Annotated in this window: 22 protein-coding genes; 14 read left to right on the forward strand and 8 right to left on the reverse strand. The window is 62.5% G+C overall.

Annotation, left to right across the window (positions count from 1 at the left end):
• Nucleotides 1–15: 15 nt before the first annotated feature.
• From DWU98_RS17645 to hrpB, 9 genes are all read left to right on the forward strand, one after another.
• The gene (locus DWU98_RS17645; protein WP_268990248.1) at nucleotides 16–459 is read left to right on the forward strand and encodes a GspH/FimT family pseudopilin; all 444 of its coding nucleotides are present in this window, start codon (nucleotides 16–18) and stop codon (nucleotides 457–459) included.
• Entirely contained in the window at nucleotides 456–866 is a 411-nt protein-coding gene (locus DWU98_RS17650; RefSeq protein ID WP_230474912.1) for a type IV pilus modification PilV family protein, read from the forward strand. The genes DWU98_RS17645 and DWU98_RS17650 overlap by 4 nt, the downstream gene beginning before the upstream one ends.
• Entirely contained in the window at nucleotides 863–1,573 is a 711-nt protein-coding gene (locus DWU98_RS17655) for a prepilin-type N-terminal cleavage/methylation domain-containing protein (protein WP_115496894.1), read from the forward strand. The genes DWU98_RS17650 and DWU98_RS17655 overlap by 4 nt, the downstream gene beginning before the upstream one ends.
• Nucleotides 1,570–2,448 carry a type II secretion system minor pseudopilin gene (locus tag DWU98_RS17660; RefSeq protein WP_115496895.1) on the forward strand — a complete coding sequence of 293 codons (879 nt, stop codon included), beginning with the start codon at nucleotides 1,570–1,572 and terminating at the stop codon, nucleotides 2,446–2,448. The genes DWU98_RS17655 and DWU98_RS17660 overlap by 4 nt, the downstream gene beginning before the upstream one ends.
• On the forward strand, nucleotides 2,445–3,608 hold the full coding sequence (locus tag DWU98_RS17665) for a PilN domain-containing protein (RefSeq protein WP_115496896.1): 1,164 nt from the start codon (nucleotides 2,445–2,447) through the stop codon (nucleotides 3,606–3,608). Before DWU98_RS17660 ends, DWU98_RS17665 begins: the two co-directional genes overlap by 4 nt.
• On the forward strand, nucleotides 3,605–4,258 hold the full coding sequence (gene gspM / locus DWU98_RS17670; protein WP_115496897.1) for a type II secretion system protein GspM: 654 nt from the start codon (nucleotides 3,605–3,607) through the stop codon (nucleotides 4,256–4,258). The genes DWU98_RS17665 and gspM overlap by 4 nt, the downstream gene beginning before the upstream one ends.
• Nucleotides 4,255–4,962, forward strand: coding sequence for a general secretion pathway protein GspN (locus tag DWU98_RS17675; RefSeq protein ID WP_115496898.1), 708 nt, complete (start codon nucleotides 4,255–4,257; stop codon nucleotides 4,960–4,962). Before gspM ends, DWU98_RS17675 begins: the two co-directional genes overlap by 4 nt.
• A gap of 3 nt (nucleotides 4,963–4,965) precedes the next feature.
• Nucleotides 4,966–7,353 carry a type II secretion system secretin GspD gene (gspD, locus tag DWU98_RS17680; RefSeq protein ID WP_230474913.1) on the forward strand — a complete coding sequence of 796 codons (2,388 nt, stop codon included), beginning with the start codon at nucleotides 4,966–4,968 and terminating at the stop codon, nucleotides 7,351–7,353.
• Between the two features lie 85 nt (nucleotides 7,354–7,438).
• The gene (gene hrpB, locus DWU98_RS17685) at nucleotides 7,439–9,940 is read left to right on the forward strand and encodes an ATP-dependent helicase HrpB (protein ID WP_115496900.1); all 2,502 of its coding nucleotides are present in this window, start codon (nucleotides 7,439–7,441) and stop codon (nucleotides 9,938–9,940) included.
• 149 nt (nucleotides 9,941–10,089) lie between these two features.
• On the opposite strand, the gene DWU98_RS17690 is transcribed toward hrpB, so the two are convergent.
• Nucleotides 10,090–11,070: an NAD-dependent epimerase/dehydratase family protein gene (locus DWU98_RS17690; RefSeq protein ID WP_115496901.1), complete on the reverse strand. Its 981-nt coding sequence runs from the start codon at nucleotides 11,068–11,070 to the stop codon at nucleotides 10,090–10,092.
• Nucleotides 11,071–11,161: 91 nt separating this feature from the next.
• On the opposite strand from DWU98_RS17690, the gene DWU98_RS17695 reads away from it, so the two are divergent.
• Nucleotides 11,162–12,112 (forward strand): LysR family transcriptional regulator, encoded by a 951-nt coding sequence (locus tag DWU98_RS17695; protein ID WP_115496902.1) that lies wholly within the window; start codon nucleotides 11,162–11,164, stop codon nucleotides 12,110–12,112.
• A 20-nt stretch (nucleotides 12,113–12,132) separates the two neighbouring features.
• Nucleotides 12,133–12,831 carry an ArsR/SmtB family transcription factor gene (locus DWU98_RS17700; RefSeq protein WP_115496903.1) on the forward strand — a complete coding sequence of 233 codons (699 nt, stop codon included), beginning with the start codon at nucleotides 12,133–12,135 and terminating at the stop codon, nucleotides 12,829–12,831.
• A 187-nt stretch (nucleotides 12,832–13,018) separates the two neighbouring features.
• Here the strand turns inward: DWU98_RS17700 and DWU98_RS17705 are convergent, their stop codons facing one another.
• A complete protein-coding gene (locus DWU98_RS17705; protein ID WP_230474914.1) occupies nucleotides 13,019–13,726 on the reverse strand; it encodes a TetR/AcrR family transcriptional regulator in 708 nt (235 codons plus the stop codon).
• Nucleotides 13,727–13,833: 107 nt separating this feature from the next.
• On the opposite strand from DWU98_RS17705, the gene DWU98_RS17710 reads away from it, so the two are divergent.
• Nucleotides 13,834–15,375, forward strand: a complete 1,542-nt coding sequence (locus DWU98_RS17710; RefSeq protein WP_115496905.1) for an MDR family MFS transporter — start codon at nucleotides 13,834–13,836, stop codon at nucleotides 15,373–15,375.
• Between the two features lie 159 nt (nucleotides 15,376–15,534).
• Here the strand turns inward: DWU98_RS17710 and DWU98_RS17715 are convergent, their stop codons facing one another.
• Both DWU98_RS17715 and DWU98_RS17720 read right to left on the reverse strand, forming a co-directional pair.
• The gene (locus DWU98_RS17715; RefSeq protein WP_115496906.1) at nucleotides 15,535–16,317 is read right to left on the reverse strand and encodes an ABC transporter permease; all 783 of its coding nucleotides are present in this window, start codon (nucleotides 16,315–16,317) and stop codon (nucleotides 15,535–15,537) included.
• Entirely contained in the window at nucleotides 16,314–17,261 is a 948-nt protein-coding gene (locus tag DWU98_RS17720; RefSeq protein WP_115496907.1) for an ABC transporter ATP-binding protein, read from the reverse strand. The genes DWU98_RS17715 and DWU98_RS17720 overlap by 4 nt, the downstream gene beginning before the upstream one ends.
• A 99-nt stretch (nucleotides 17,262–17,360) precedes the next feature.
• Between DWU98_RS17720 and DWU98_RS17725 the strand changes: the two genes are divergently transcribed.
• The gene (locus DWU98_RS17725; protein ID WP_115496908.1) at nucleotides 17,361–18,107 is read left to right on the forward strand and encodes a ferredoxin--NADP reductase; all 747 of its coding nucleotides are present in this window, start codon (nucleotides 17,361–17,363) and stop codon (nucleotides 18,105–18,107) included.
• Nucleotides 18,108–18,544: 437 nt separating this feature from the next.
• Nucleotides 18,545–18,913: a hypothetical protein gene (locus tag DWU98_RS17730; protein WP_115496909.1), complete on the forward strand. Its 369-nt coding sequence runs from the start codon at nucleotides 18,545–18,547 to the stop codon at nucleotides 18,911–18,913.
• Between the two features lie 77 nt (nucleotides 18,914–18,990).
• Here the strand turns inward: DWU98_RS17730 and DWU98_RS17735 are convergent, their stop codons facing one another.
• The 4 genes from DWU98_RS17735 to DWU98_RS17750 all read right to left on the reverse strand — a co-directional run bounded on the left by DWU98_RS17735 (nucleotide 18,991) and on the right by DWU98_RS17750 (nucleotide 24,268).
• Nucleotides 18,991–20,082, reverse strand: a complete 1,092-nt coding sequence (locus DWU98_RS17735) for a fimbrial protein (RefSeq protein WP_115496910.1) — start codon at nucleotides 20,080–20,082, stop codon at nucleotides 18,991–18,993.
• The gene (locus tag DWU98_RS17740) at nucleotides 20,079–22,865 is read right to left on the reverse strand and encodes a fimbria/pilus outer membrane usher protein (protein ID WP_115496989.1); all 2,787 of its coding nucleotides are present in this window, start codon (nucleotides 22,863–22,865) and stop codon (nucleotides 20,079–20,081) included. Before DWU98_RS17740 ends, DWU98_RS17735 begins: the two co-directional genes overlap by 4 nt.
• A 14-nt stretch (nucleotides 22,866–22,879) precedes the next feature.
• Nucleotides 22,880–23,629 carry a fimbrial biogenesis chaperone gene (locus DWU98_RS17745; protein WP_115496911.1) on the reverse strand — a complete coding sequence of 250 codons (750 nt, stop codon included), beginning with the start codon at nucleotides 23,627–23,629 and terminating at the stop codon, nucleotides 22,880–22,882.
• Between the two features lie 72 nt (nucleotides 23,630–23,701).
• The gene (locus DWU98_RS17750; protein ID WP_115496912.1) at nucleotides 23,702–24,268 is read right to left on the reverse strand and encodes a fimbrial protein; all 567 of its coding nucleotides are present in this window, start codon (nucleotides 24,266–24,268) and stop codon (nucleotides 23,702–23,704) included.
• Nucleotides 24,269–24,587 lie beyond the last annotated feature (319 nt).

The following is a 24,587-nucleotide window of genomic DNA, read 5'->3' on the forward strand; positions in this document are numbered from 1 at the left end:
GGAAGGGAAAACCGCGTGCGCGGCTTCACCTTGCTGGAAATGCTTGCCGTCATCCTGCTGATCGGCATCGCGGCGTCAGCCGTGGCAATCTCGGTGACCCATGGTCTGGCCAGCGCACGCATCAATGCCGCCGCCGGTGAACTGGCCGCGTCGTTGCGCGCCACGCGCACGCAAGCGATCGTGCACGGCGAGCAGCGCGTCTTCGAACTGGATACACAGAGCGAGCTCTATCGCGGCGCCGACAAGCGCGAGGTGCGCTTACCCAAGGGGTTGGAACTCTCGGTGACCAGCGCCGCGTCCGATCAATCGAGCGGCGAGATCGCACGCATTCGCTTCTTTCCCGACGGCAGCTCCACTGGCGGGCGCATCACCTTGCGCAGCGGGCAGCGTGAATGGCATGTCAACGTGTCGTGGCTGACGGGTGCGATCAGCATCTTCGACACAGGCAAGCACGCGTGAACGCATCGATGCGCCATGCACGAGGCTTCAGCTTGCTGGAGGTCATCGCCGCCATCATGTTGCTGGCGATTGCGTTTGGCGCACTGATGGAAGTGGCGGGCGGTTCGATTCGGCTTTCGCAGAAAGCATCCGATTACACGCAGGCTGCCTTATGGGCACGCTCGGCGCTCGATTCACGCTTTGTGTTGGAACCCTTGAAACCTGGCACGACCGAGGGCAATTTCGACGATCGTTTTCGCTGGCGCATGCAGGTCACGCCATGGGCCGCACCGGGCGTTACGCCACCCAGTACGCCGTATGCATTCCAGTTATACCGGCTTGATCTGGATGTGATGTGGGGTTCGGCGCCGTTCGAACATGCGGCGCACTTCAGCACCTTGCGCATTGGCGGCGGTGCCGGGTCATGAGACATCAGCTCAGCCACGCACGACGCAAGAGACGGTGTGCTTCGCATCCGGCCGCTGGCTTCACCCTGCTCGAAGTACTCGCTGCACTGGCATTGCTGGCGCTGCTGCTGTTGGGCGTGTATTCGGGCGTGCGTTCGGCCACGCATACGGTGCAAGCGGGCGGGGTGAAGATCGAGCAGTTGGATGAAATGCGTTCCGCGCAACAGTTCCTGCGCCGCGAGTTGGCGCAGGCCATGGCGCAACCGATGGCGCATGACGACAACGGCAACGGCATCTTCTTCACCGGTAGCGGCGATACCATGCGTTTTGTTGCACCGCTGCCCGGTTATCTGGGACGCATGGGGCCGCAATTGATTGAAGTGAAACTGGTCAAGAGTGATCACGGCAAACAACTGGTGGCCAGCCTCGCCGTGCTACCGCCGGACGGCAGTGCACCCAAACCGCTGGGTGATCCGCAGGTGCTGGTCGATGGTGTCATCGATGGCAGCTTCAGCTACCGCGGCGTGGATCAGCAAGGTCGGCCGATGGATTGGCAGGATGATTGGAACTCCCCCGCAACGATGCCCAATCTGGTCACCATCAAATTGGCGCTCGACCAAGGTCGCACGTGGCCGATATTGAGCGTGCCCCTGCGCGTGAATGCGGCGGCCATGCAGGGGCCGGGCAATCTGCTGCGCGGCTTGCGCGGTCCGGGAGTGGGGCCATGATGCGCGCGCTTGGACGTAAGCAGCGCGGCATCGCTCTGTTACTGGTCATGTGGGCGTGTACCCTGCTCGCCATTCTGCTCGGCGGCTATGCGGCGCTGGCGCATACCGAAGGCATGCAATCGAGTTATCAGTTCGAGCAGGCGCGCGCGCACTACGCGGCCGAAGCGGGGGTGATGCGTGCGATCTATGCGCTGCAGGCGCCGAACGTCAACGATCGCTGGATTGCCGATGGGCGCACGTATCCGATGCTGTTCGATCAGGCGAAGGTCGGTGTATCGATCACGGCCGAAGGCGGCAAGGTGGATCTCAATGCTTCATCGCCCGACGTGCTGAGCAATCTGTTCCACAACGTCGGCGTCGATCCGGCGCATGCGAGCGCGATCGCGCAAGCGATCGTGGATTGGCGAAGCTTCCCCATCTCACCGCAACAGGTGGAGCAGCGCAAAGCCGCGTATGCCGCCGCCGGTCGCGATTACGGTCCGCGTAACGCGCCCTTCGCCAGCGTGGAGGAGTTGCAGATGGTGCTGGGCGTCACACCCGACCTATACGAAAAAGTGGCGCCGTACGTCACGATCTGGTCGGGGCGTTCCAGTCCCGATCCGGCCACGGCGCCGTTGCTCGCCTTGGCCTCCGTACCTGGCATGGACTTGCAACACGCCGCTGCGATCATCGCCGCGCGTCCGACCTCCTCCGCGGCAGCCAATGCCGGTGCAGGACTGGTCGCCAACAATGGCATCACGCATAGTATCCGTTCCGAGGCCGAGCTCGCCGATGGTACGCGCGCGGTATTGCGCGCCACGGTACGCTTACAGGGATATCGGCCCGGCTCGCAAGCTTTTGCGGTGTTGCGCTGGCAGGAGGGAGATGGGGAGTGAATACCGCTACGCAGACACTGCGACCGCAGTTTGAGCGCGCACGCCGCGCATGGCGCGGCTCGCCATTGCCTGGCTTTTTTGCCTGGTGGGGCGCTGAATTGCGCGCCCTGCTGCCGGCCCGCTGGCAGATGCTTTTCGGCGGTGGCAACGTGTGGTGCCTATTGCATCACCAGGATGGTCAATGGTCGGTGCGCCGCAGCGGCCAGCCGCAAACCTCCGCGCCGTGGAGCGACGCGCTCGATGCGCCCGCGCAACAAGCGATGGTGAACGCGGCCGTGGCCGATATCGATCGGCAGGATCTTCGCCTCGCTTTGTGTCTGCCGCAGGAAGCGGTCTTGAGCCGTCGGCTGGTGTTGCCGGAAGCCGCGCGCGACAACCTGCGCCAGATCGGCGCGTTCGAGATGGACCGGCAGACGCCGTTCCGCATCGATCAGGTGTATTACGACTTGCGTGAACTCCCCGGCCCCGCGCCGGCCGGCCGCATCGCGGCCGAACTCGTGGTGGCGCCCCGCGCAGCCGTGGACGCCCAACTGCAGCATCTGCGCAACGCCGGTATCGCCATCGATGCGGTGGATTTGTGCAAGGACGACGCGCGCTTGGGAGTGAACCTGCTTCCGCCGGAAATGGCGCGCGCGCACCGCGATCCGCGCCGCCGGCTCAATCTCGTGCTGGCGATCGGTGCGCTGCTGCTCCTGGTGCTGTGCCTGGGCCAATACCTGCACAACCGCCAGGAAGCGCTGGCGACGATGCAAGCGCAAGTCGATGACATGCGCACCGATGCGCAGAAGATCGCGCTATTGCGTAAGCAACTGGAGGAAAGCACCGGCGCCTCGGGATTCCTCGCCCGGCGCAAGGCCAATTCCGTCGCTATCGTCGATGTACTGCAGGATCTCACCGCACGCATGCCGGACGACACCTGGCTGGAACGCTTCACGGTGGAGAGCTCCGGTGGCCGCATCGGTATTCAAGGACAGAGCGCGAAAGCCGCGTCCTTGATCGATGTACTGCAAGGCAGCAAGTTGATCACCGGCGCGAATTTCCAAGGCGTCATCCAGCGCGATCCGGCCACCAACAAGGAACGCTTCTACATGGATGCGCAATTGCGCAACCCCGCCACCGGCAAGCCTGCCGCAAGCAGCAGCGCGGGAGGGGCGCAATGAAGCTCAGGACCATGAAGCCCCTGGAGAGCCGCATCGCTGCCATCACCTTGCTGGTGCTCGCGTTGGTGCTGGCGTACTTCGTGTTGCTGCATTGGTGGTTCGTGGCGCCGCTGCGCGGTATCGACAGCCAGATGGATGATTTGCGCGACACGCAGAGCCGCTACGCCGCCGCGATTGCCGAAAAGCCGCAACTGCTCAACCGCATCGCTGAGCTCGGTCACAACCAAACCGACAGCAGCACTTTTCTGCCCGAGACCGATCCGAACGCCGCATCCGCCGCGCTGATGCAGCGCGTGGTGGATGACGCCGCGGCGCACGCGCAGGAAGGCAGTTGCGAAGTCAGCCAGAAAATGCCGGTGAACAACCCCGGCACCGCATCGAACGAGCCGTACCAGAAAGTCGTCGTCAGCATCAGCCTGCATTGCGACATGCAACCTCTGGTGGGATTGCTCTACACGCTGGAGAAGGGCAAGCCATATCTGTTCGTGCAGGATTTCAGCGTGTATCGCAATCCACTGGTGAACACGCAGAAAAACGTCGCGCCGCTGGAAGTGCAATTCACGCTCGCCGGCTACACGCGCACGGCTGCTTCGCCGGCCGCCAACGCGCAAGGCGGGGCGACCGACGCGCAGGGAGGGGACAACGAATGAACGCCGCTGCCCAGCGCCGTCTCACCCCTGTTGTCGGCACCGTCGTGGCGGTGCTCGGCATCGTGCTGCTGTCGCTGCTGTTCGGCCTGGGACACCGGGTGAGCTGGGATCCGCCGCGTCCGCCCAAGCCGCTCCCGACGGCCCGTGCCGTCACACTGCCTGCGCCGCCGCCGCTGCAAAGCTATGCGCCGGTGTGGTTGCATCCGCTGTTCAGCGCCGACCGCAAGCCCATCGTTACCAGCGGGGGTACTGAAGGGGTCAGCCTGAACGATCTGCAGCTCACCGGCGTCATCCTGACCACGAACTTGCACATGGCCCTGCTCGGCCCCGTCAATGGCAAGGGGGGCGATGAGGACAAGCAGGTCAGCGTGCGCGAGGGCGCCATGCTGCCGGACAGCAATTGGAAGCTGATCCAGGTGTTGCCGCGCTCGGCCATTTTTGCCTCGCCCACCGGCCGCACGGAACTGAAGCTGCCCGCCGGTGCTCCCATAGACCAGATGGTGCCGCCGAACAATGGCGCGCCACCGATGAACGCGCCGCGGCCGGTGACGCCTCCGCCGGGCCGCGAACGCTCGATGGAGCCAGAGCCACCGCCTCCGCCGCCGAACAACGCGCAAGCGCAACGATTGCAAAAACTCAGGGCCGCCATTCTTAAGCAGCGTTCCCAGCAGCAGCAAAACGGGAATGCCCAGGGAGATCACTGATCCATGTCACACTCGCGCATGCACTCTTACTCACGCCACGCTTTGCGCATCGGCGTCATGGCCCTGGTGGTCTTCCTGGTCGGCTGCACCAACAAGCCGATGCTGCACCCGGATAATCACGAACTGGAACGCGAAGCGGTGGCGGGTAGCGAGAAGCCCGCGCCGCAGCCGCAGCCGCTCAACCAGAATCTCAACAACGGCCAGGTTGCGCCGTCCACCGCGAGCATCGTGCAAGGAAGCGGCCAGTTCGTGCGGCCGACCGCACTGGCCACGCCGCATCGGCAAGCCACGGGCGCGGGCGCGGTCACCTTCAACTTCGAGAACCAGCCGGTGCAGGCGGTGGTGAAAGCCATCCTGGGCGATCTGCTGCACGAGAACTACACCATCGTGCCGGGCGTGCAGGGCAATATTTCCTTCTCCACCTCCGAGCCGGTCGACAGCAGCCAGGCGATGCCGATCCTGGAAACGCTGCTGTCGTGGACGCACAACGCGCTGGTGAAAACCGACGGCCGCTACGTGGTGATGCCGGAGAAAGACGCCGTCGCCGGCAACGTGGCGCCGAGCCTGGGCGCTTTGGCGCCATCTGGCGGCACGCAGGCGCGCTTGTTCCCGCTGCACTACATCGCCGCCGATCAGATGCAGAAGCTGCTCAAGCCGTTCGCGCGGCCCGATTCCATCTTGCTGGTGGACAATGCGCGCAACGTGATCGTGGTGTCGGGCACACCGGACGAACTGGCCAACTACGATCGCACCATCCGCACCTTCGACGTGGATTGGCTGCGCGGCATGTCGGTGGGCGTGTTCAACCTGCAGCATGCATCGGTCGATGACCTGATGCCGCAACTCGATGCAATGTTCGGACCCAAGGGCGATACGCCGTTGGCCGGCATGCTGCGTTTCATTCCGATCAAGCGCACCAATGCGCTGGTAGTGATCAGCACGCAGCCGAACTACCTCAACGAGGTGGGCAACTGGATCTCCAAGATCGATCTGGGCGGCGGCAACGAGCCGCAGCTGTATGTGTATGACGTGCGCAACGTGGCGGCGGCGGATCTGGCGCATTACCTGGCGCAGCTCTACACCGACAACGCCAATGGCTCCTCCGACCGCGGCGGCGCGGTCGCACCCGGCGCCGGCGGCGCCACCACGCTGGGCGTGGGCAACAACTCCAGCGGCAACTCCACCGGCATGGGCAGCACGGCCGGCAGCTTCGGCAGTTCCACCACCGGTACCAGCGGTGGCCTCAGCAGCGGGCTTGGAAGCACCGGCACCAGTTCGTCGTATGGCGGCACCAGCGGCGGCTTCGGCTCATCGATCGGTGGCACCGGCGGCAGCACGGGGATCAGCGGTGTCGGCATGAACGGCGGCCTGGCCAATACGCAAAACCAGGATCAGGGCTACAGCTCCAAAGACGGCAGCATCCGCATCGGTTCGGTGAGCGCCAACAACCAGCTGCTGGTGCGCGCGCGCGCGGCGCAGTGGCAGGAAATGCTCGGCGTGATCCGGCAGCTCGATGTGCCGCCGCTGCAGGTGCAAATCGAAACGCGCGTGTTTGAGGTGGATCTCACCGGCGATCTCGAATATGGCGTGCAGTGGTATTTGCAAGGTTTGGCGGGTACGCAGCAGACGACCAACAGCAGCGGAGCTGCTACCTACACCCCTGGCAATCCCTATTCGCATCGCATGATCGGCTTGGGCGGCGGCGCGGGCACCAATTCCACCAATACCTACAGTGGACAGCCGTTCTTCTATTCCTTCCTGAGTTCGAACGGCAAATTCCAGGTTGCGCTGAATGCGCTGGAAAGCAGCGGCAATACCAAGACGCTGTCCGCGCCGTCGCTGGTGGTGCTCAACAACCAGGTGGCGCACATCCAGGTGGGCGATCAGATACCGGTCAACCAGACCTATTACACCGGCCTGGGCGGTACGACCACGGGCTCGACGGTGGGTGAAGTGCAATACCTCCCCACCGGCATCATTCTCGATGTGCAGCCGCGCGTGAATCCGGGTGGCTTCATCTACCTCAACATCGACCAGCAGGTCAGCGAAGTCGCCGGCAACGCCAACAGCTCGGGCAACTACACCATTTCGCAGCGCCAGATCGCCACGCAACTGGGCGTGCAGAATGGCCAGACCGTGCTGCTCGGTGGCCTGATCCAACAGCAGAACACCAATTCCACCAGTGGCGTGCCCTGGCTCAGCGACATTCCCATCCTGGGCAAATTGTTCGGTTCGACGTCCAAGAACAAAACCCGCACCGAACTGATCGTGCTGATTACCCCGCGTGTGATCACCAACAGCGAGGAAGCCAAGCAGGTCACCGACGAATACCAGGAAAAATTCGAATCGCTCGCGCCACTGCACGCAAAGCCCGGGTCCGATACGAAGTAAGCTTGCCCGCATACCCCTCTCCCGTCCGGAGAGGGGTTTTTGCTTTCGCTATTACACTTGACGCCTGTCGTGTAACTAGCCGCGTATGAACGCACCTTCATTCCCCATCACCCCCTTGTTGCCGGAGATTCGCGCCTCGCTGGCGGCACAGTCGCGCCTCGTGCTGGAAGCGCCGCCCGGCGCCGGCAAAACCACGCAAGTACCACTGGCATTGCGCAACGAGCCATGGCTCGAAGGCAAGAAGATCGTGATGCTCGAGCCGCGCCGGATTGCCGCGCGCGCAGCGGCGCAGTTTATGGCGCAGCAACTGGGTGAGCAGGTCGGGCAGACGGTGGGTTATCGCATCCGCTTCGAATCGCGCGTGAGTGCTGCCACGCGTATCGAAGTGGTGACGGAAGGCATTCTCACGCGCCTGATTCAAGACGATCCAGAACTCGCCGGCATCGGCGCGATTCTGTTCGACGAATTCCACGAGCGGCATCTGGCTGGCGATCTGGGCGCCGCGCTGGCGTTGGATATTCAGCACACACTGCGTCTGGATCTGCGCATCGTGGTGATGTCCGCCACGCTCGATGGCGAACGCATTGCGCAGTGGCTGGATGCGCCGCGGCTGAGCAGTCCGGGTCGTAGTTTTCCCGTGCGCATCGAGTATCCGCCCGCGCGCACGCAGGAAAACGTGGAGCAGCACCTGGTGCGCGTTACGCGCCATGCGTTGCAGAGCAGCGAAGGCGACGTGCTTGCCTTCCTTCCGGGGCGCCGCGACATCGCGCGCGTGCAAGGCATGCTGATGCAGAGCCTGCCAGACGATGTGGAGGTCGTGCCCCTGCACGGCGAACTCTCGCTGGCCGAACAGCAACTGGCTTTGGCGCCGGCGGACGCGGGCATGCGTCGCGTCGTGCTCGCTACCAACGTGGCCGAATCGAGCATCACGCTGCCGGGCATCCACGTGGTGATCGATACGGGTCTTGCGCGCGAGCCGCGCTTCGATCCGAACTCGGGCTTCACCCGGCTGGAGACCGTCAACATTTCGCAGGCCTCGGCCGATCAGCGCGCGGGCCGCGCCGGGCGTGTGGCCGAAGGCTCGGCGTATCGCTTGTGGCCGCAGAGCCGGCGTCTGGATGTTTCGCGCACGGCGGAAATCATGCAGACGGAACTGTCCGGGCTGGCGCTGGAACTGGCGGCCTGGGGCAGCGCGCAATTGCCGTGGCTCGATCCGCCGCCGAGCGGCGCGCTTTCCCAGGCACGCGAGTTGCTCGCTCGCCTCGGTGCGCTCGATCCGCAGCAGCGCATCACCGTGCTCGGTCGGCGCATGCTGGAACTTGGCGCGACACCGCGTCTCGGTGCAGCCGCCTTGCGCGCGCCGGAAACGCTGCATGCCTTGGTCGCCGATCTGCTCGCACTGATGGAGGCGCGCTCGCCGTTGCGTGGCGAGTCGTCGCGCAGCGATGACTTTCGTGCGCGCGTCGCCGCTTTGCACGCGTGGCGCGACCGACGCAGTGCGACCGGGTCCAGTCATGGTGCCGATGCGGGCGCGCTGGCGGCGATCGAACAAGCGAGCAAGGGCTGGCGTCAGCGGCTGAATCTGCGCAGCGCGGCCAGTGGCGTGCCAGACAGCCATGCGGTCGGTGACTTGCTGGCGCATGCGTTTCCCGATCGCATTGCGCGCCAGGATGAAAACAATCCACTGCGTTACACCCTGGCCAACGGACGCGATGCGCGGCTGCACGAACAGACCGCGCTGATGGGTGAGCCCTGGCTGGTGGTGCTCGATCTGCGGCACGAAGCACGCGACAGCCTGGTGCTGGGTGCGGCGCCGCTCGATCCGCGCATGCTCGAACACGACTATCCCGCACAATTCCAGCGCATGCGCAACGTGCGCTGGAACGAGGAGCGCGGCGCGGTGGAAGCCTTCGAGGAGCGTCGCTTCGGTGCCATCGTGCTGGAGCGTCGCAGCGTCCCCGTGCAACCGGAGGATGCCGTGCCGGCGCTGCTTGCCGCCATTCGCCAGCGTGGCCTCGATGCGCTGCCATGGAGCGAGCACGCGCGTCGTCTGCGGCTGCGCATGCAGTCGCTGCGCGCGTGGATGCCGGAACTAGGCGTGCCGGATGTTTCCGATGCGCAGTTGCTTGCCACGCTCGAAGCGTGGCTCGCTCCGTATCTGCAAAGCAAGCGCAAGCTCGATGCGTTGTCGGAGGATGAGCTTTCGCAGGCGTTGATTGCGCTGTTCGACTACGAGCAACGCAAGCAGCTCGATGCGCAGGCACCCGACAGCCTCACGGTGCCTAGCGGGCAGCTACGCCGCCTGGAATACACGCCCGGCGAACCGCCTGTGCTGGCGGTGAAACTGCAGGAGTTGTTCGGCTTGGCCGATACGCCTTGTGTCGCCGGCGGGCGCGTACCGGTCACCTTGCATCTGCTGTCACCCGCGGGTCGTCCGATCCAGGTGACGCAGGACTTGAAAGGCTTCTGGGAGCGTACCTATCCGGAAGTGAAGAAGGAACTCAAGGGGCGTTATCCGAAGCATCCATGGCCGGATGATCCATGGACGGCGACGCCGACGCATCGGGCGAAGCCGCGGGGGACGTGATCGTTTTTGTTCTCGAGATGCTCAGCTCCCTCCCCTACGTGCAGTAGGGGAGGGCCGGGGTGGGGTGAAGCCATCTCGCGATGAACTTTTATTGTGCGGCAAGCGCGGGCAACCCTCCCCTGCAAGCAGGGGAGGGAGCTGTGCATCACCTAGAGGGCTGCTTGTTGCCTGTGTGCAGGTTCTGTTTGCATGCAGCCGAGTCCAAGCAGCGTCGTGCGTACCGCTTCGTCCAGGCTCACATACGGCTTGCCGCCGAGAAACGCGATGAGCTTTGCGTCATCCAGGCGGATGGGTGTTTTCCACAAATAACGCATCTTGCGCATCTCGCGCACCGTTTCGTTGAACGGTGCGGCCAGCGCGGTCAGCCACCATGGGAAGCGGCGCAGTGCGATATGTGGGTTGCCGGTTGCGCGGCGGACTGCGTCCGCCATCGCATGGCCATCCAGCCAATAACCGCCGAAGTTGAAAACCTCGACGTCCTGCAAGGCATCGTCGCGTTCGAGCAGGCGCACCATCGTTTCGGCGACGTCCGGAAGATAGGCCCATGCGTGTTGATGCGCATAGTCGGCCGGATAACGCAGGGTGGTGACCGGTTTGCCGGTGCTTAGCATCCCTTGCGAAAACCAATTGTTGCCGGCGTGCGGTCCGAAGAAATCGCCGCAGCGCAGAACGAGCGAGCGCACGCCGGCATGGGTGGCGGCAGCGAGGCGGCGCTCCATCTCGGCGCGGATTTCGCCTTTGCGCGTGCGCGGATGCTGCGGTGAATCTTCGCGCAGCAAGGGGAAGGCATCGGGCCCGAAATTGTAGATCGTGCCGGGCAAAACAATGCGTGCGCCCGTCGCCTTGCCGGCCTCGATAGTGTTGTCCAGCATCGGCAGCACCAGCGCGTCCCAGTTGCGATAACCCGGCGGGTTCACCGCGTGCACGATCACGTCCGCGCTGCGGGCGGCGGCGAGCACGTCGGCGCGCTGCATGGCGTCGCCTTGTATCCACTCGATGCCGTGGCGTTCGCTCGGCACGCTGCGCACGAGGGCGCGCACCTGCCAACCGTGCCGTTTCAATGCCATGCACGCTTCGCGGCCGATGCCGCCGTTTGCGCCGATCACCAATGCAACAGGAGCTGTGTTCATGAGGATGCCCTCCGTGAAGAGGATTGCAGTCTGGTCCCGGCATGGCTAAAAGAAAATTGCCTATTGCTGTAGATCTGCTATACAAATATGCATGGCTGACCACGAACCCGGCTGGGAGCTTTATCGATCCTTTCTCGCCGTGATGCGCGAAGGAAGCCTGTCCGCGGCGGCGCGCATGCTCGGCATGACCCAGCCCAGCCTGGGACGGCATATGCGCGAGCTGGAAGAAACCTTGGGCGTGTCTCTGTTCGCGCGTTCGCCGCAAGGCTTGTCGCCTACCGATATGGCGCAAGCCTTGCTGCCGCATGCGCAAGCCATGGCGTCCGCTTCGGCCGCCTTGCGCCGTGCCGCGACGACGCGCGATGGCGCCGTGTCCGGTGTAGCACGTATTACCGCCAGCGACGTGATCGGTGTCGAAGTGTTGCCGCCAATACTGGCCGCGTTCCGGCAGAAACACGCGGGCGTGGTCATCGAGTTGTCCCTCTCGAATCAGACCGAGAACCTGCTGCGACGCGATGCCGATATCGCCATCCGCATGGCACGTCCCACGCAGGATGCGCTGGTTGCGCGGCATGTCGGCAAAATCGCATTGGGCATCTATGCGCACAAGCGTTACCTCAAAGCGAACGGCCGACCATCGAGCATGGCGGATCTGGTCACGCATGCCTTGATCGGATTCGATCGCGAAACGCCGTATATCCGCGCGATGCGTCCAGCCGGCGTGCCGTATGCGCGTGAGCACTTCGCGCTGCGTACGGATAACGATCTGGCGGCTATTGCAGCGTTGCGCGCTGGCTATGGTGTGGCGATTTGCCAATGCGGTATCGCGCAGCGCGATGCGGCGTTGATTCGGCTGATGGCCGACAGCTTCGAGTTGTACATGGATACGTGGGTCGTCATGCACGAGGACCTGCGCCGTAGCGCCCTGATGCGAGCGCTCTACGACCATCTCGCCACCGCGCTGATCGACTATACGGCGTCATCGAGCGCCAAGCCTGTCCGTCCCTCGACACTTCGGGCGCCAGCGAAACGTCGATCGTAGCGGGCGATTAGACTGTAGGCATGACCGAAGCCAGCCCGCTCAATCGCTATCAACTGGCCGAACTGGGCGCGTTGCTCGCCGAGCCTTCACGCGCCGCCATGCTGCTTGCGCTGATGGACGGCACCATGCGTCCTGCAGGTGAACTGGCGTCGATTGCGGGCGTGAGCGCCGCCACCGCCAGCGCACACTTGAAGCGCCTGCTCGATGGAGGCCTGCTGACCCTGCACGAGCAGGGACGGCATCGCTATTACCGACTGGCGAGCGACGAGGTAGCGGCGTGGCTGGAAGCCATGGCGCTACCTCATGCATCACGTATCACGCCCAAGCCGGCGGCGCGCGATCTAACGCTATGCCGGGCGCGCACGTGCTATCGCCATCTTGCCGGGCAACTTGGTGTCGCATTGTGCGATGCGTGGCTGCAACGTAGTTGGCTGCGTGCCGAAAGCGATGGCATCGTCATGATGTCTGCTGGCGCCGATGCATTGGTACGCGCCGGATGGCAGACGAGCACAACGCGATCGTTGCTGACCCTGCATGGACGTGGTTGCCTGGATTGGACCGAACGGCGTCTTCATGTGGGCGGCCCGCTCGGTGTGGCGATCACCAGTGCCTTGCTCGATGCAGGCTGGCTGCGCCGCGCGCAACGCAATCGCGCGCTGTTGCCAACACCCGATGGCTTGCGTCGCCTCGCCGAGCTTGGGGTAGAGCTGCCCGGTTAGAGCGCTTTTTGCCGCATAGGCTTGTGTTGCCTTGAGCCTCATTAGTCCTCAAGGCCGTCATTCCCGCGAAAGCGGGAATCCATCTTAGCGTTGCGCCAGAAGGGGAAAATGGATTACCGCTTTCGCAAGAATGGCGTCATGGCATGGGTGGTGCAATGCGCAGAGTGGCATCCAGGCCACTACCGCTCTATCCTGGTTTCTCATGGGTTTTGCCCGGTAGCTGCGGACCAATGCCATGCGAAAGAATGGCTACTGCATTACGCACGATGTCCTGCGGCGTTAATGCGTGTTTTTTCACGTCGTTATTCCAGTATTTGCTCGCAATCAACGGCAACACGAGCAGGCCGAACAGCGAGATGAACAACAGCGAGGGCTCCATCGCGGGATTGAGCTTGCCCTCGGCCTGCCACTGCGCAATACGATCGATCGCGATCTGCAGATGCGCGTGACCGTGCCGCTCGATGACGCGCTGCTTGAGTGTGCCGTTATCGCTGATCACCTCGCGCATCCATAGCGCAGGGAACCACGGTTGGTCAGTGGCTGTTTGCATCAACCGATGCGCGAGTTGAGTGATCACGACGACCGGGTCGTCGGCATCGTTTTCGAACACCTGGCTCAGTGCCACGCGGCGCGGCTGGATGCGTTCATCGATCACCGCATCGAGCAGTTGATCGCGCGACTTGAAGTAGTAGTGCACCATGGCCGGAGTAACGCCGGCTTCGCGCGCGATGGCCGAAAGCGTGGTTTCGCCGATGCCTTGCTGTGAAAACAGCACCATGGCCGCCTCGAGCAGACGGTCGCGTTGCTCCTGCTTGTTGACCGAGCCGGCTGGACGTCCGGGACGGCGCGGTGCGGCCTTTTCTTTTTGCCGTGAAGACGCTTTAAGCGTGTGCATGGACGATTTTGTAGCGCGGCGAGCGACCATCGATGAGCTCGTTGCTTGACTGAACTGTCAGGTACACTATATATTAATCAAATCATTAATTAATTTCAACGAGCGCCATGAGCGTTGCCACCTCCGTCCGTATCGAGCCTGCCCGTGAACCCGAGCCCACGCCGCCTCACGCACCGATGCCTGAGCATCCGCCCGTGCGGCTGTTGTTCGGTGCGCTGCTGCTGGTAATGCTGCTGGCCGCGCTGGATCAGACCATCGTGTCCACCGCGTTACCCACCATCGTGGGCGAGTTGGGCGGCCTGGAAAACCTGGCCTGGGTGGTGACCGCGTATCTGCTGTCCTCCACGATCGTGCTGCCGCTGTATGGAAAGCTGGGCGATCTGTACGGACGCAAGATCGTCCTGCAGGCCGCCATCGGTGTCTTTCTCGCCGGTTCCGCACTGTGCGGTCTGGCACAGAACATGACCGAGCTGATCCTGATGCGTGCGCTGCAGGGCGTAGGCGGTGGTGGCCTGATGGTGGTAACGATGGCGGTGATCGGCGATGTCATTCCACCGGCCGATCGCGGGCGTTATCAGGGCCTCTTCGGCGGCGTGTTCGGGCTGGCCACGGTGGTGGGGCCGCTGATCGGCGGCTTCCTGGTGCAGCAGTTGTCGTGGCGCTGGATTTTCTACATCAACCTGCCGCTGGGCATGGTGGCGCTCGCGGTGATCGGTGCCGTATTCAAGCCGCATACGGCGCACGTGAAGCATCAGATCGACTATATGGGCGCGGCCTTCCTGGCCGCCGCGCTCACGTGCATCGTGTTGTTCACCACGCAGGGCGGTGTGATGCTGCCATGGTCGTCGGGGCAGCTATGGTTCACGTTGGTGTTCGGGCTGGTGGCGCTGGTCGGCTTCATCTACGAAGAGCGGCAGGCGGCTGAGCCGATCATTCCGCTGGACCTGTTCAAGGACCGAACGTTTCTGCTGAGCTGCCTGATCGGCCTTATCGTGGGCATGTCGATGTTCGGCTCGATGACGTTTCTGCCGCTCTATCTGCAGGTGGTGAAGAATTCCACGCCAACCCAGGCGGGCATGCAGTTGTTGCCGATGATGGTGGGTGTCACCGTCAGCTCCATCGTGAGCGGCCGCATCATCAGCAGCATTGGGCGCTACCGCGTTTTTCCCATCCTGGGCACGCTGCTGGCATGCGTCGCCATGGCACTGTTGGGTACGCTCAAGAATGAAACGGGGATCGGCTATCTCTATCTGTACATCGCCCTGCTCGGCCTGGGGCTTGGCATGGTGATGCAGGTGCTGATCCTGGCAGTGCAGAACAGTGTGCCGTTCAAGCACATTGGTGTGGCGACGTCCGGGGCCACGCTGTTCCGCTCGATCGGCGGCTCCATCGGTGTCGCTGCCTTCGGTGCCGTGTTCACCAACGTATTGCACGCACGGCTGGAAGCCACGCTGCCGCGCGGCGCCGAACTGCCGCATTCGTTAGGGCCCGATGGGGTGCATCATCTGCCTGATGACGTGCGCAATGTTTATCTGCACGCGTTCGGCGGCGCGTTGCATACGGTGAATGCGTCGGCGGCCTGCGTCATCGTGGGCGCGTTTGCGCTGGCGTGGCTGTTGCGGGATGTGCCGTTACGCAAGCGGCATTGAGTGCATGCATGCGCTAAGCCAGCAGGCGGTGTTTTTTCTGACACAGGTTTGACTTGCGCTGATGTTGGTTTGTAGCGCGCCGTCATTCCGGCCTTCGCCGGAATGACGGCAACGCGAGTTTTTTACTGCTCGAAAGTATGGTGGGCGCCGGGTGCGTTCTCAGGAACGCAACCCCACGCCGCGCTTGAGCAGGCTCAGCGCGAGCCACGACAGCCCGATCACGAACAGCAGCATCACGCCGAAGGCCACGCCGATATCCACGTCACTGATGCCCAGCAAGCCGAAGCGGAACGAGTTGATGATGTAGAGGATCGGATTGACGCGTGAAATGGCCTGCCAAGGCTCGCTCAGCATCTTCACCGAATAGAACGATCCGCCCAGATACGTCAGCGGCGTCAGTACAAAGGTGGGCACGAGCGCGATATCGTCGAACTTCTTCGCATAAACCGCGTTGACGAAGCCGGCCAGCGAAAAGATGGTGGCACCGCACAGCACCGATCCCAGCGCGATCAGCGGATGGGCGATATGCAGCGAGGTGAAGCCCAATGCGATCAGCAGCACAAGAATGCCCACGACCAGCCCGCGTGCGACGGCGCCCGTCACGTAGCCGAGCAGAATCACCCAGTTCGACATCGGCGAAACCAGCATTTCCTCGATCGAGCGCTGGAATTTCGCGCCGAAGAACGAGCTGGATATATTGCCGTAGCTATTGGTGATGATGCTCATCATCACCATGCCCGGTGCGATGTACTGCATGTAGCTGAATCCGCCTTGGATGCTGCCAATGCGGCTGCCGATCAGCTTGCCGAAGATCACGAAATACAAGGTCATCGTGATCGCGGGCGGAATCAGGGTCTGCGTCCAGATGCGCATGATGCGCACGATTTCCCGGCGCACGATGGTGTGCAGCGCGACGAGGTTGCCGGCCATGTTGCTGGTCATGCCGCCTTCTCCTTCGGTTCTTGACGGCCGTTCTCCACCAGGCGGACGAACAGTTCTTCCAGTCGATTGGTTTTGTTGCGCATCGAAATCACGGTGATGCCGTGCGAGGTAAGCGCTTCGAACAGCGCGTTCATCGCCTGCGTGCGCGGCATTTCCGCCTCCAATGTGTGCTCGTCGATGCGGCGCAAGATGATGCCGGGCAGGCTGGGAAGCTGTTCGGGCAGATTGCCTACGTCGAACACGAAAGTTTCCACATCCAGCTTGGACAGCAGCAGCTTCATGCTGGTGTTTTCCACGATGGTGCCGTGGTCGATGATCGCGATGTTGCGGCAGAGCTGTTCGGCTTCTTCCAGGTAGTGCGTGGTGAGGATCACCGTGGTGCCGGCCGCATTGATGCCGCTGATGAACTGCCACATCGAGCGGCGGATTTCGATATCCACGCCCGCGGTGGGTTCGTCCAGAATCAGCAGGCGTGGCTCGTTCATCATGGCGCGGGCGATCATCAGGCGACGCTTCATGCCGCCGGAGAGCATGCGCGCCTGATCTTGCGCCTTGTCCCACAGGCGCAGCTCCTTCAGGTACTTCTCGGCGCGTTCGGAGGCGATCTTGCGCGGGATGCCGTAGAAGCCCGCTTCGTTGACGCAAATGTCGAACGGCTTCTCGAACTGATTGAAGTTGAGCTCCTGGGGCACCAGGCCGATCAGCTTCATGGCTTCATTACGCTGTTTGTTCACCGAGACGCCGAAGACGCGCGCATCGCCTTCGCTGGCGTTCACCAGCGAGGAAAGAATGCCGATCAGCGTGGATTTACCGGCTCCGTTCGGGCCCAGCAGGGCGAAGAAATCGCCCGGATTCACCGTGAGGTTGATGCCTTTGAGGGCCTGGACACCGTTGCCGTAGGTTTTGCGCAGGTTTTCGACGACTAGCGCTGGAGTGGGGGACATGGCTGCACCGTAGGGTCTAAGCCCTTTATTATAGCGGGCCTTGTCCCGACGACCTGTGCGGCCGGGCGTACTCACTGTTTCTCCCCGGAATACCAACGCATGGCCGACCACTTCACCCTACGCCTCGCCGACAGCCGCATGCTTGCGCCCAGCGTGCGCCATCTGGCCTTTGAGCGGGCGGATGGACAGCCGCTGGCGTTCATTCCTGGCCAGTTCCTGCAGATCCATTTCCATTACGACGACGGCACGGCTACCAAGCGCAGCTACTCCATCGCCACGGTGGGCAACGGGCATGCGCCGGTGCAGCGCATCGAGATTGCCGTGAGCTATGTCGACGGCGGCGCCGCCACCAAACTGCTGAGCGGCTTGAACATCGGCGATACCATCGAAGCGAGCGGTCCCTATGGGCGCTTCTGCCTGCAAGAGACCGATACGCACCCGCGCTATCTGCTGCTGGCCACCGGTACGGGGGTGACGCCGTATCGCGCCATGCTGCCATTGTTCGAGACGTTGCTGGCCAAGGGCGATCGCGAAGTGGTGTTGCTCTACGGTGCACGCAACGAGACCGAATTGCTGTATGGCGAAGAGTTCGAGGTCTTCGCGCAAACGCATCCAGGTTTCAGCTTTTTCGGCTGCCTGAGCCGCCAGGCGCGCGTAGTGCAGCGCGCCAACGATCGCCCGGGACACGTGCAAGCCGTGCTGCCGGAATTGCTGCCCTCGGCCGGCAGGGATATTGCCTATCTGTGCGGCAATCCCAACATGGTCGACGCCGCGTTCAACACGCTGAAGGAAGCGGGTTTGCCGATACCGCAGATTCGTCGCGAGAAATACATTTCTTCGCGCTGATGGCAAACACACAACCGATAAATCGCCGCTCAAGTATGGCGGATAGTCGCCGATAACTTTTTTGCGATGGCCACGGTGCCACGCAAACGTCAAAGTTATGACACCTCCAATCCGAGAAGTTGCTCAGTGCCAATCATCCAACTGCCCTTGGATGGCAAAGCCGAGTGACCCATCGATTGGACGTTTCATTCGCGACGGTAAGCCGACACCGGCCTAATGGGTGAAAGCGAATCTAAGCATTTGTTTCACCGAGAATTCACGGGGTCTGCACGAGCGCCCCAAAACGGATGTTCCCGCCGATCCATTCGCACTATTTATGTGATGGATTTGGCATTTCCGTAACAAGCACGGGCACAGGCTCTTAAGGCCCGTGCATCGCAGCCGATGGTGCCTTCAGGTACCCGCGATTTGGGCGGGCGCCGGTGGAGGGCAGCACTATGCATGGTCGTCGCTGGTTGGTCTTAGGTTGCTTCGTCGTTTCCGCTTTGGGCGCGTCCGCCGCGAGAGCGGGCGGTGGCGGAACGTTCGAAGGTGGAACCATTACGTTCGTCGGTGCACTCGTCGCGCCGACCTGCAATCTTTCTGTCGTTCCGGATGTAGTGAGCACCATGGCGCAGCAGTCGCGTCAGCGAAACTGTTCCGGTACCAGCTCTGCGTCTGCCAATGCATCGGGGACATACACCAGCAGTGTTGTGCACTTGTCCAGTTCCGAGTCCGACCAAGTGCTCAGATACTTTGCCAGTTATGTGCGCGCTGCCCAGCCCAACAATGCCGATCCCGTGCTCGTTACTCAGACTTACGAGTAATGTCTGAAAGTTATCGGCAAACGGGGCGAGTTACTTGAGTCTCTGCGTCGCCGATAAGAAGACGGATCTCTATCGGGTCATGGATAGGCAATCATGAACGTTACGCTGGTCGTCACGCTGCCGGCCGTCGTAGCCCCAGTGGCATAGTATTGCGCGTAGTAATTGAGCGTCGCATTTCCACCGCTGACACTGTAGACGGAAGAATTCTGCGCCGTTGCCTGGGATTGAGACGTATCGATCGCCGAGAGTGCCGCCGCACTACCGCCAGAACCGTTCAATAACTGCACTTCGACATTCGCAGCCGAACCGGTGTTCTTCAAATTGCCGGTAGCAGTATCGACGTTACCGCCGTAGAAATAGGTCGTGATCGAGCTCACGTTCGAGGGACAGCCTGTCACGGCGATGTTGAAACCGGTTCTGCCACCCACCTGCCCTGACGCCGCCAACGATGCAGCGGGTACACCCGGGAGCTTTACCGCGATGGCCTGGGAGTCGGTGGTCAGGGTGCAGCTAGGTGCGGTCAAGGTTATTGCAGGAAGAATGAGATCAGCATTCAAGCTCATGCTGTCGGCATAGCCGTTCTTGTTTGCCGGGATATACCACCAGAACGGAATCAGGTTGATCGAAGCAATGTTGCCGGCGGCGATCGGGCCGGTCTTGATCAGCGTGGCGTTGTAAGTGACCGTCACCGAACCGCTGCAATTGTTGCCGGTGCACGTGACAGCCCCAGGGACGTAACCGGGATCGCTGTCGGGGCCGTCCGTGCCAGGATCGCCGCTGTTACTCGAGGTGGGAACGTCCCCCTTGGCGCTATTGACCACTACCACAAGCCCGGACACGCCGCTGGCGAAAGTAATGCCTGGGCCGTTGGGGTTATTGGAGCTGTCCAGCGGAGCCAGAAGGTCGCCTGCTTGAATGGTGGCTGGCGTATTGTTCTTGGATACGGCGGTACACGAGAAAGTCATCGTGGCCGAGCCGCTGGCCAACTGCGCCCCGACGGCTGCATTGGTCGGGATGGCGACGGTGGCGGGGAAGTTAAGCGTTGCCGACGCCGCCGTGCAGTTGGTGGCCGCAGCACGTGGCGCCCAGCCGATCGCAACGATTACCAGCAACATGCAGGCAAAGAACTGGACGCACCGCGCGGCATGGTTGAAGAAACGATGCATCATGTACCACTCCTCGTGACCTGCGCGAGCGCGTTCGCACGCGTGCACGTTGCCTGGATCTCTTCATAGGCTTTCGCCTTCTTGCCTTTGGCATGCGGGGCAAGCTGGTAGGTGAACGAGCACGACTGCGCCTCGCCATTATCGTCCTGCCATTGCACGCTCAGTCGACCCGACTGATTCACGCCGCGCACCAGGATCTGTCCACCCTGACCCACCACGCCCAGCGAGGTTCCCTTTTCGTTGAGCACTTCTGCGCCGAACGGCAACGCCTCGCCGTTTTCCAAGGTGGCGTGCACCAGCAGTGCGCGACCATTTTCGGTCTTGAACTTCAACATCACCACTGCGCCTTCATACGGTGCGACCTGTGCGCTGGTCGCATCGAGCTGCACATCCAGCGGCAATCCTTTCGGATCGATCTGCACCGTGTTGAGGTTGTAAGGTGTCAGGTAAGGCACCACGGCATAGCCGAAGTGATCGATGTGTTCGCCAGGCGCACTCTCCACGTTCGCGCCCGCGGCGCCCGGCACGTAGACGATGCCGATCGTGTCGCCAGACGGCTGGCCGAAAGTAACGCCGCCCGGATGCGCGACGATGACGCCGGTCACGCCCACGGATGCCTGCGAGTAGCCGCTGCCATCGCCGTAGCTGGCGTCGAACACAGCGTAGGGGTTGCGGTAGCCGACATTCACGCTGCCCGAGTTGCCGCCGCCGTCGCTGCTGTGCGATCCGGTGGCGCTGTAATTGAACTGGCTTTCCGAACCGAGTGTGCCGTTGACGATCGCCTGATCCTGCGAGCCGCCGATCTGGTCATGCGTCAGATTCAGCATGAAGGTTGGCGCATGCGGGCTCTCGCCCAGCGGCAGGCTGAAGTTCACGAAGAATTCGTTGTCGTAGCGACCGGTCGGGTCGACCGAACGCGTGGCGGAAACGCCAAAGTTCAAGCGGTGGAAATGATTGTTGTAGCCCACCTGGAACTGCGTGGAGGTGCCGCTGGCGTTCCAATAGTCGTTGGCGCTGACGTTGGCGTAGATCGAGCCGCCGTTCTGGCCCAGGCGCTGGCTCAGCGACAGGGTGAAATTGCTGCGTTGGCGTTCCACGCCGGTCGCCGACAGAATCGGATTGGTGGTGAACGCGGTCCCGTTGAGCACTGCCTGCTGGGCCGGCGTCAGTACGCTTTGTTCCGGCACGCCGTCGATCGTCGGCAGGTTTGATGGCGGCACATAGGTGAAAGCGTTGATGCCCTCGTGCGCATACTCGCGGGCTTCTGCAGCCTGCGTGAGAGTGAGGAAGCCACCGGTCGAGTAGCGGTAGGCGGCGACCGACAGCGTCGTTTGCGTCGAAGGAATGATCTTGCTGTAGGTCACCCGCATGCTCTGCCCGGATTGCGTCGAATATCCAGGGATATGCGCGTTCGCCTGGGTGAGATCCAGCGCGAGCGCACCGTAGCGCGTGTCGATCGCCGCGCCAACCAGCACGGCCGCGTAGCCCTGCGAGCCCACGAGGCCGGCATAACCGGTCAGCAGGTTGTTGAAACCATGCTGCACCGTGGCCTGCAGCACACCGGGTTTGCTCGAAACTGTCGCATCGCGCAATTGGCCTGCGGCGATGTCGAAACGCGTGATGCCCGGACGCAGCAATTGCGCCACCGAGGCATAGGGCACCGAGAACGTCGTGACGTGGCCATCCGCTTCGGTCACCGTGACATCCAGCGTGCCGCCGTAGCCGGTCGGATACAGATCGTTGATCGTGAAGGGACCGGGTGCCACCGTCGTCTGATAGATCTGCACGCCATTCTGGCGCACGGTGACTCTGGCATTGGTGTTGGCCACGCCGCGAATGACCGGCGCATAGCCCTGCAGCGATTGCGGCAGCATGCGATCGTCGGTGCTCAGCTGCACGCCGCGAATGCCGTAGCTGTCGAACACCGCGCCGTCGGTGTAGCTGTCGCCAATGGTCAGCAGTGCACGCATGGAAGGAAGATCGCGCTGCACATAGGTCTGGATGTTTTGCCACTGATGGCGTGCCGGACTGCTGGACGTGGCCGACTGCCAGTTCATGGTGCCGTCTTCACGAAAATGCCAGGGGCCAAGATTGAAGCCCCCGTTCAGGCCAAGATAGGACGTGGTCTGCGCCTGGCCGCCGCTGTCGCTGCGATAGCTGTTGAAGTCGTAGTTCAACATCGCGGCCGGCACGCCAGCGTCCCAGTACTCCGGGCTGACATAGCCGCGCGGCATCTGGTTCATATAGGCCTGCGGCACGCTCACGTCCAGCCGCAGCTCTCCCATGTCGAACACCATGGTCGCGCCCGGAATCAGGCTGCCGATGCTCACGCATGCGCTAGGGTCTTGCAGTTGAGCGGTAGTTGCATCGGACAGCTTGGCGGGGTGCAACTTCAGCACATCGAGCAGCCTGCTATCCACGCATGGGGTCGCGCTGGCGTTCTTGGATGCTGCGACAAAGCGCACATCGCCACGGCCGACCCACCCATTATTGAGGTAGATGTCCGTGTTGTAGCTGCCCGGCAATATCGGGTTGCCGTGCTCGAAGCGGGACAGGTCGGTGGTGTTCTGACCAGCACCGGACAACAGATTGCGATCGAAATCGGCGTAACCGCCATTGGCACTCGCATCTGCGCCGCTGGTCGCCACGGGGTTGGCCGATGCATCGGCACCATTGGCTGCAGCGGCATTCGACGCACTGGCCCAACTGATCAGTGCAGCGGCAATACCCGCGCACAACAACGCACGCCGGCACGCCACATGCCAGGTTTGGCGATGTTGACGCATGGCGCGCTGGGCCTTCACGGCGAGACGCTACCTTTGAGGATGACGTCGGCGCCGTAGTCATTGATGCAGTCGTACTTGATTTGGCTGCCGGCACTCGGCGCCTGCGTCATATCCTTGATCGCCAGACGCAGATCGGAGAGCGGAGCCACCATGCCGGTGTCCACGCTGTGCGAGGTACCGCCCACGTCCACCGTGATGCTGCCGATGGTGACGTAGTACGGAGTGGGGTTATGCACCACCAGCGCGGCCGCTCCGGCGTCACTGGACGCCTTGAAGCTGAGGGCGCTCGGTGCTTTCTGCGGATCGCCCGCCAGGCCGGCGGGACGATAGAACAGCTTCAGCCGCGAACGGAGCGCCAGCTGGATGTAATTCTTGCCCTGGAACTGCGGACCGCTGGGCTTGGGCGGAACTTCCAAAACGTTGAGATAGAACACCGACTCGCGATCGGTCGGCAGGGGCTGCTCGCTATGTGTAAACAGGATGCGCAGGCTTTGATCGCGGTTCGGTTCCATGCGAAACAGTGGTGGCGTGATCAGGAACGGCGTGTTCACCTTGTCAGGCGTGGACTTCGCATCGCCGCTGTCGATCCACGCTTCCACCAGTGCCGGTGTGGCGTTCTGGTTGGTCAGCCGCACAGTGACCTCGCCGTCTTTCGCCGGAAAGATCACTCGCGTGCCGCCGACGATGACATTGGCGTAGGCACTTGATAGCAAGCCGCCGCTCATCAGCAGCGCCGCAGCCAGGGCGCGGATCGGTTTATTCATGGGAATCTCAGAACCAGTTGGCGAGTACGCTGCGGCCGGAGCACCGGCCGCAGCAGCGGGTTTTGCTGGTTATTACTGATAGTTCAGCGTGTACTGCACGGTGGAGCTCACGCTACCGGCCACGGCAGCGCCGGTAGCCACATAGCCCGCGTACAAGTTGAAGGTCGGGTTGCCCGCATAAGCTTGCGCGGCCACATTCTGGGCGCCGCTGGCGCCTTGCAACGTCAGTGCGCCGGTCAGGGCGTTGGTGTTGGACAATGCAACTTCGACGTTGCTGGCCGTGCCGGTATTGCTCAGGTAGCCGGTGGTCGTGTCGATGCCCGTGCCCGAGAAGTACGGCAGAACCTTGGTAAAGCCGGTGACCGTGGTGCAGCCGCTCAGGGCAAGCGTGAAGGCCGTCCAGCCGGTGGATGTGCCCGAGGCGTTCAGCGTGCCATTGACGAGCGCAGTGGTCGGCAGCGTGACCGTGTTGGTGGATGCGCCGCTGTTGACGGACACGACGCAGGTGGACGCGGTGAGCGAGCCGGTGAACGTGATCGTGCCCGAGGCGGAAGTGCCGCCGGCAGCGCGGGCCTGCGGCACAACGGCCGCAATGCCGAACACGGTCAGCAGGGCGGCAGTGAGTAGGGTCTTCTTCATTGGTTTTTCCTTGATTAGCGTCTTGGTAAGGGTGCAGCGTTCAGTAATTCGCTTGCGGTGGGCCGGGCGTTTTCCCGCCCCCTCACGGGCAGGCCCACGCCTTGCAGGGACTTATGAGCAACATTCAGGCCAAAGCGTGATCCCCATCACATTGTCGGGAAAATCGGGCCAATTTCATACACGGCGCCTACACGTTTACAGTCCGCAACCTGCTTTGCGCCGGGAAAAAGTGAGAACTGGTTCGCAAGAAACCCCGGATTCACAGTCAAAAAGTGACGCGTAGGGTCCATGGACTGCCTTCCTGGGATCGATGGTCTTG

This window comes from Dyella monticola (assembly GCF_003363155.1).
GTDB classification, from domain to species: domain Bacteria; phylum Pseudomonadota; class Gammaproteobacteria; order Xanthomonadales; family Rhodanobacteraceae; genus Dyella_B; species Dyella_B monticola.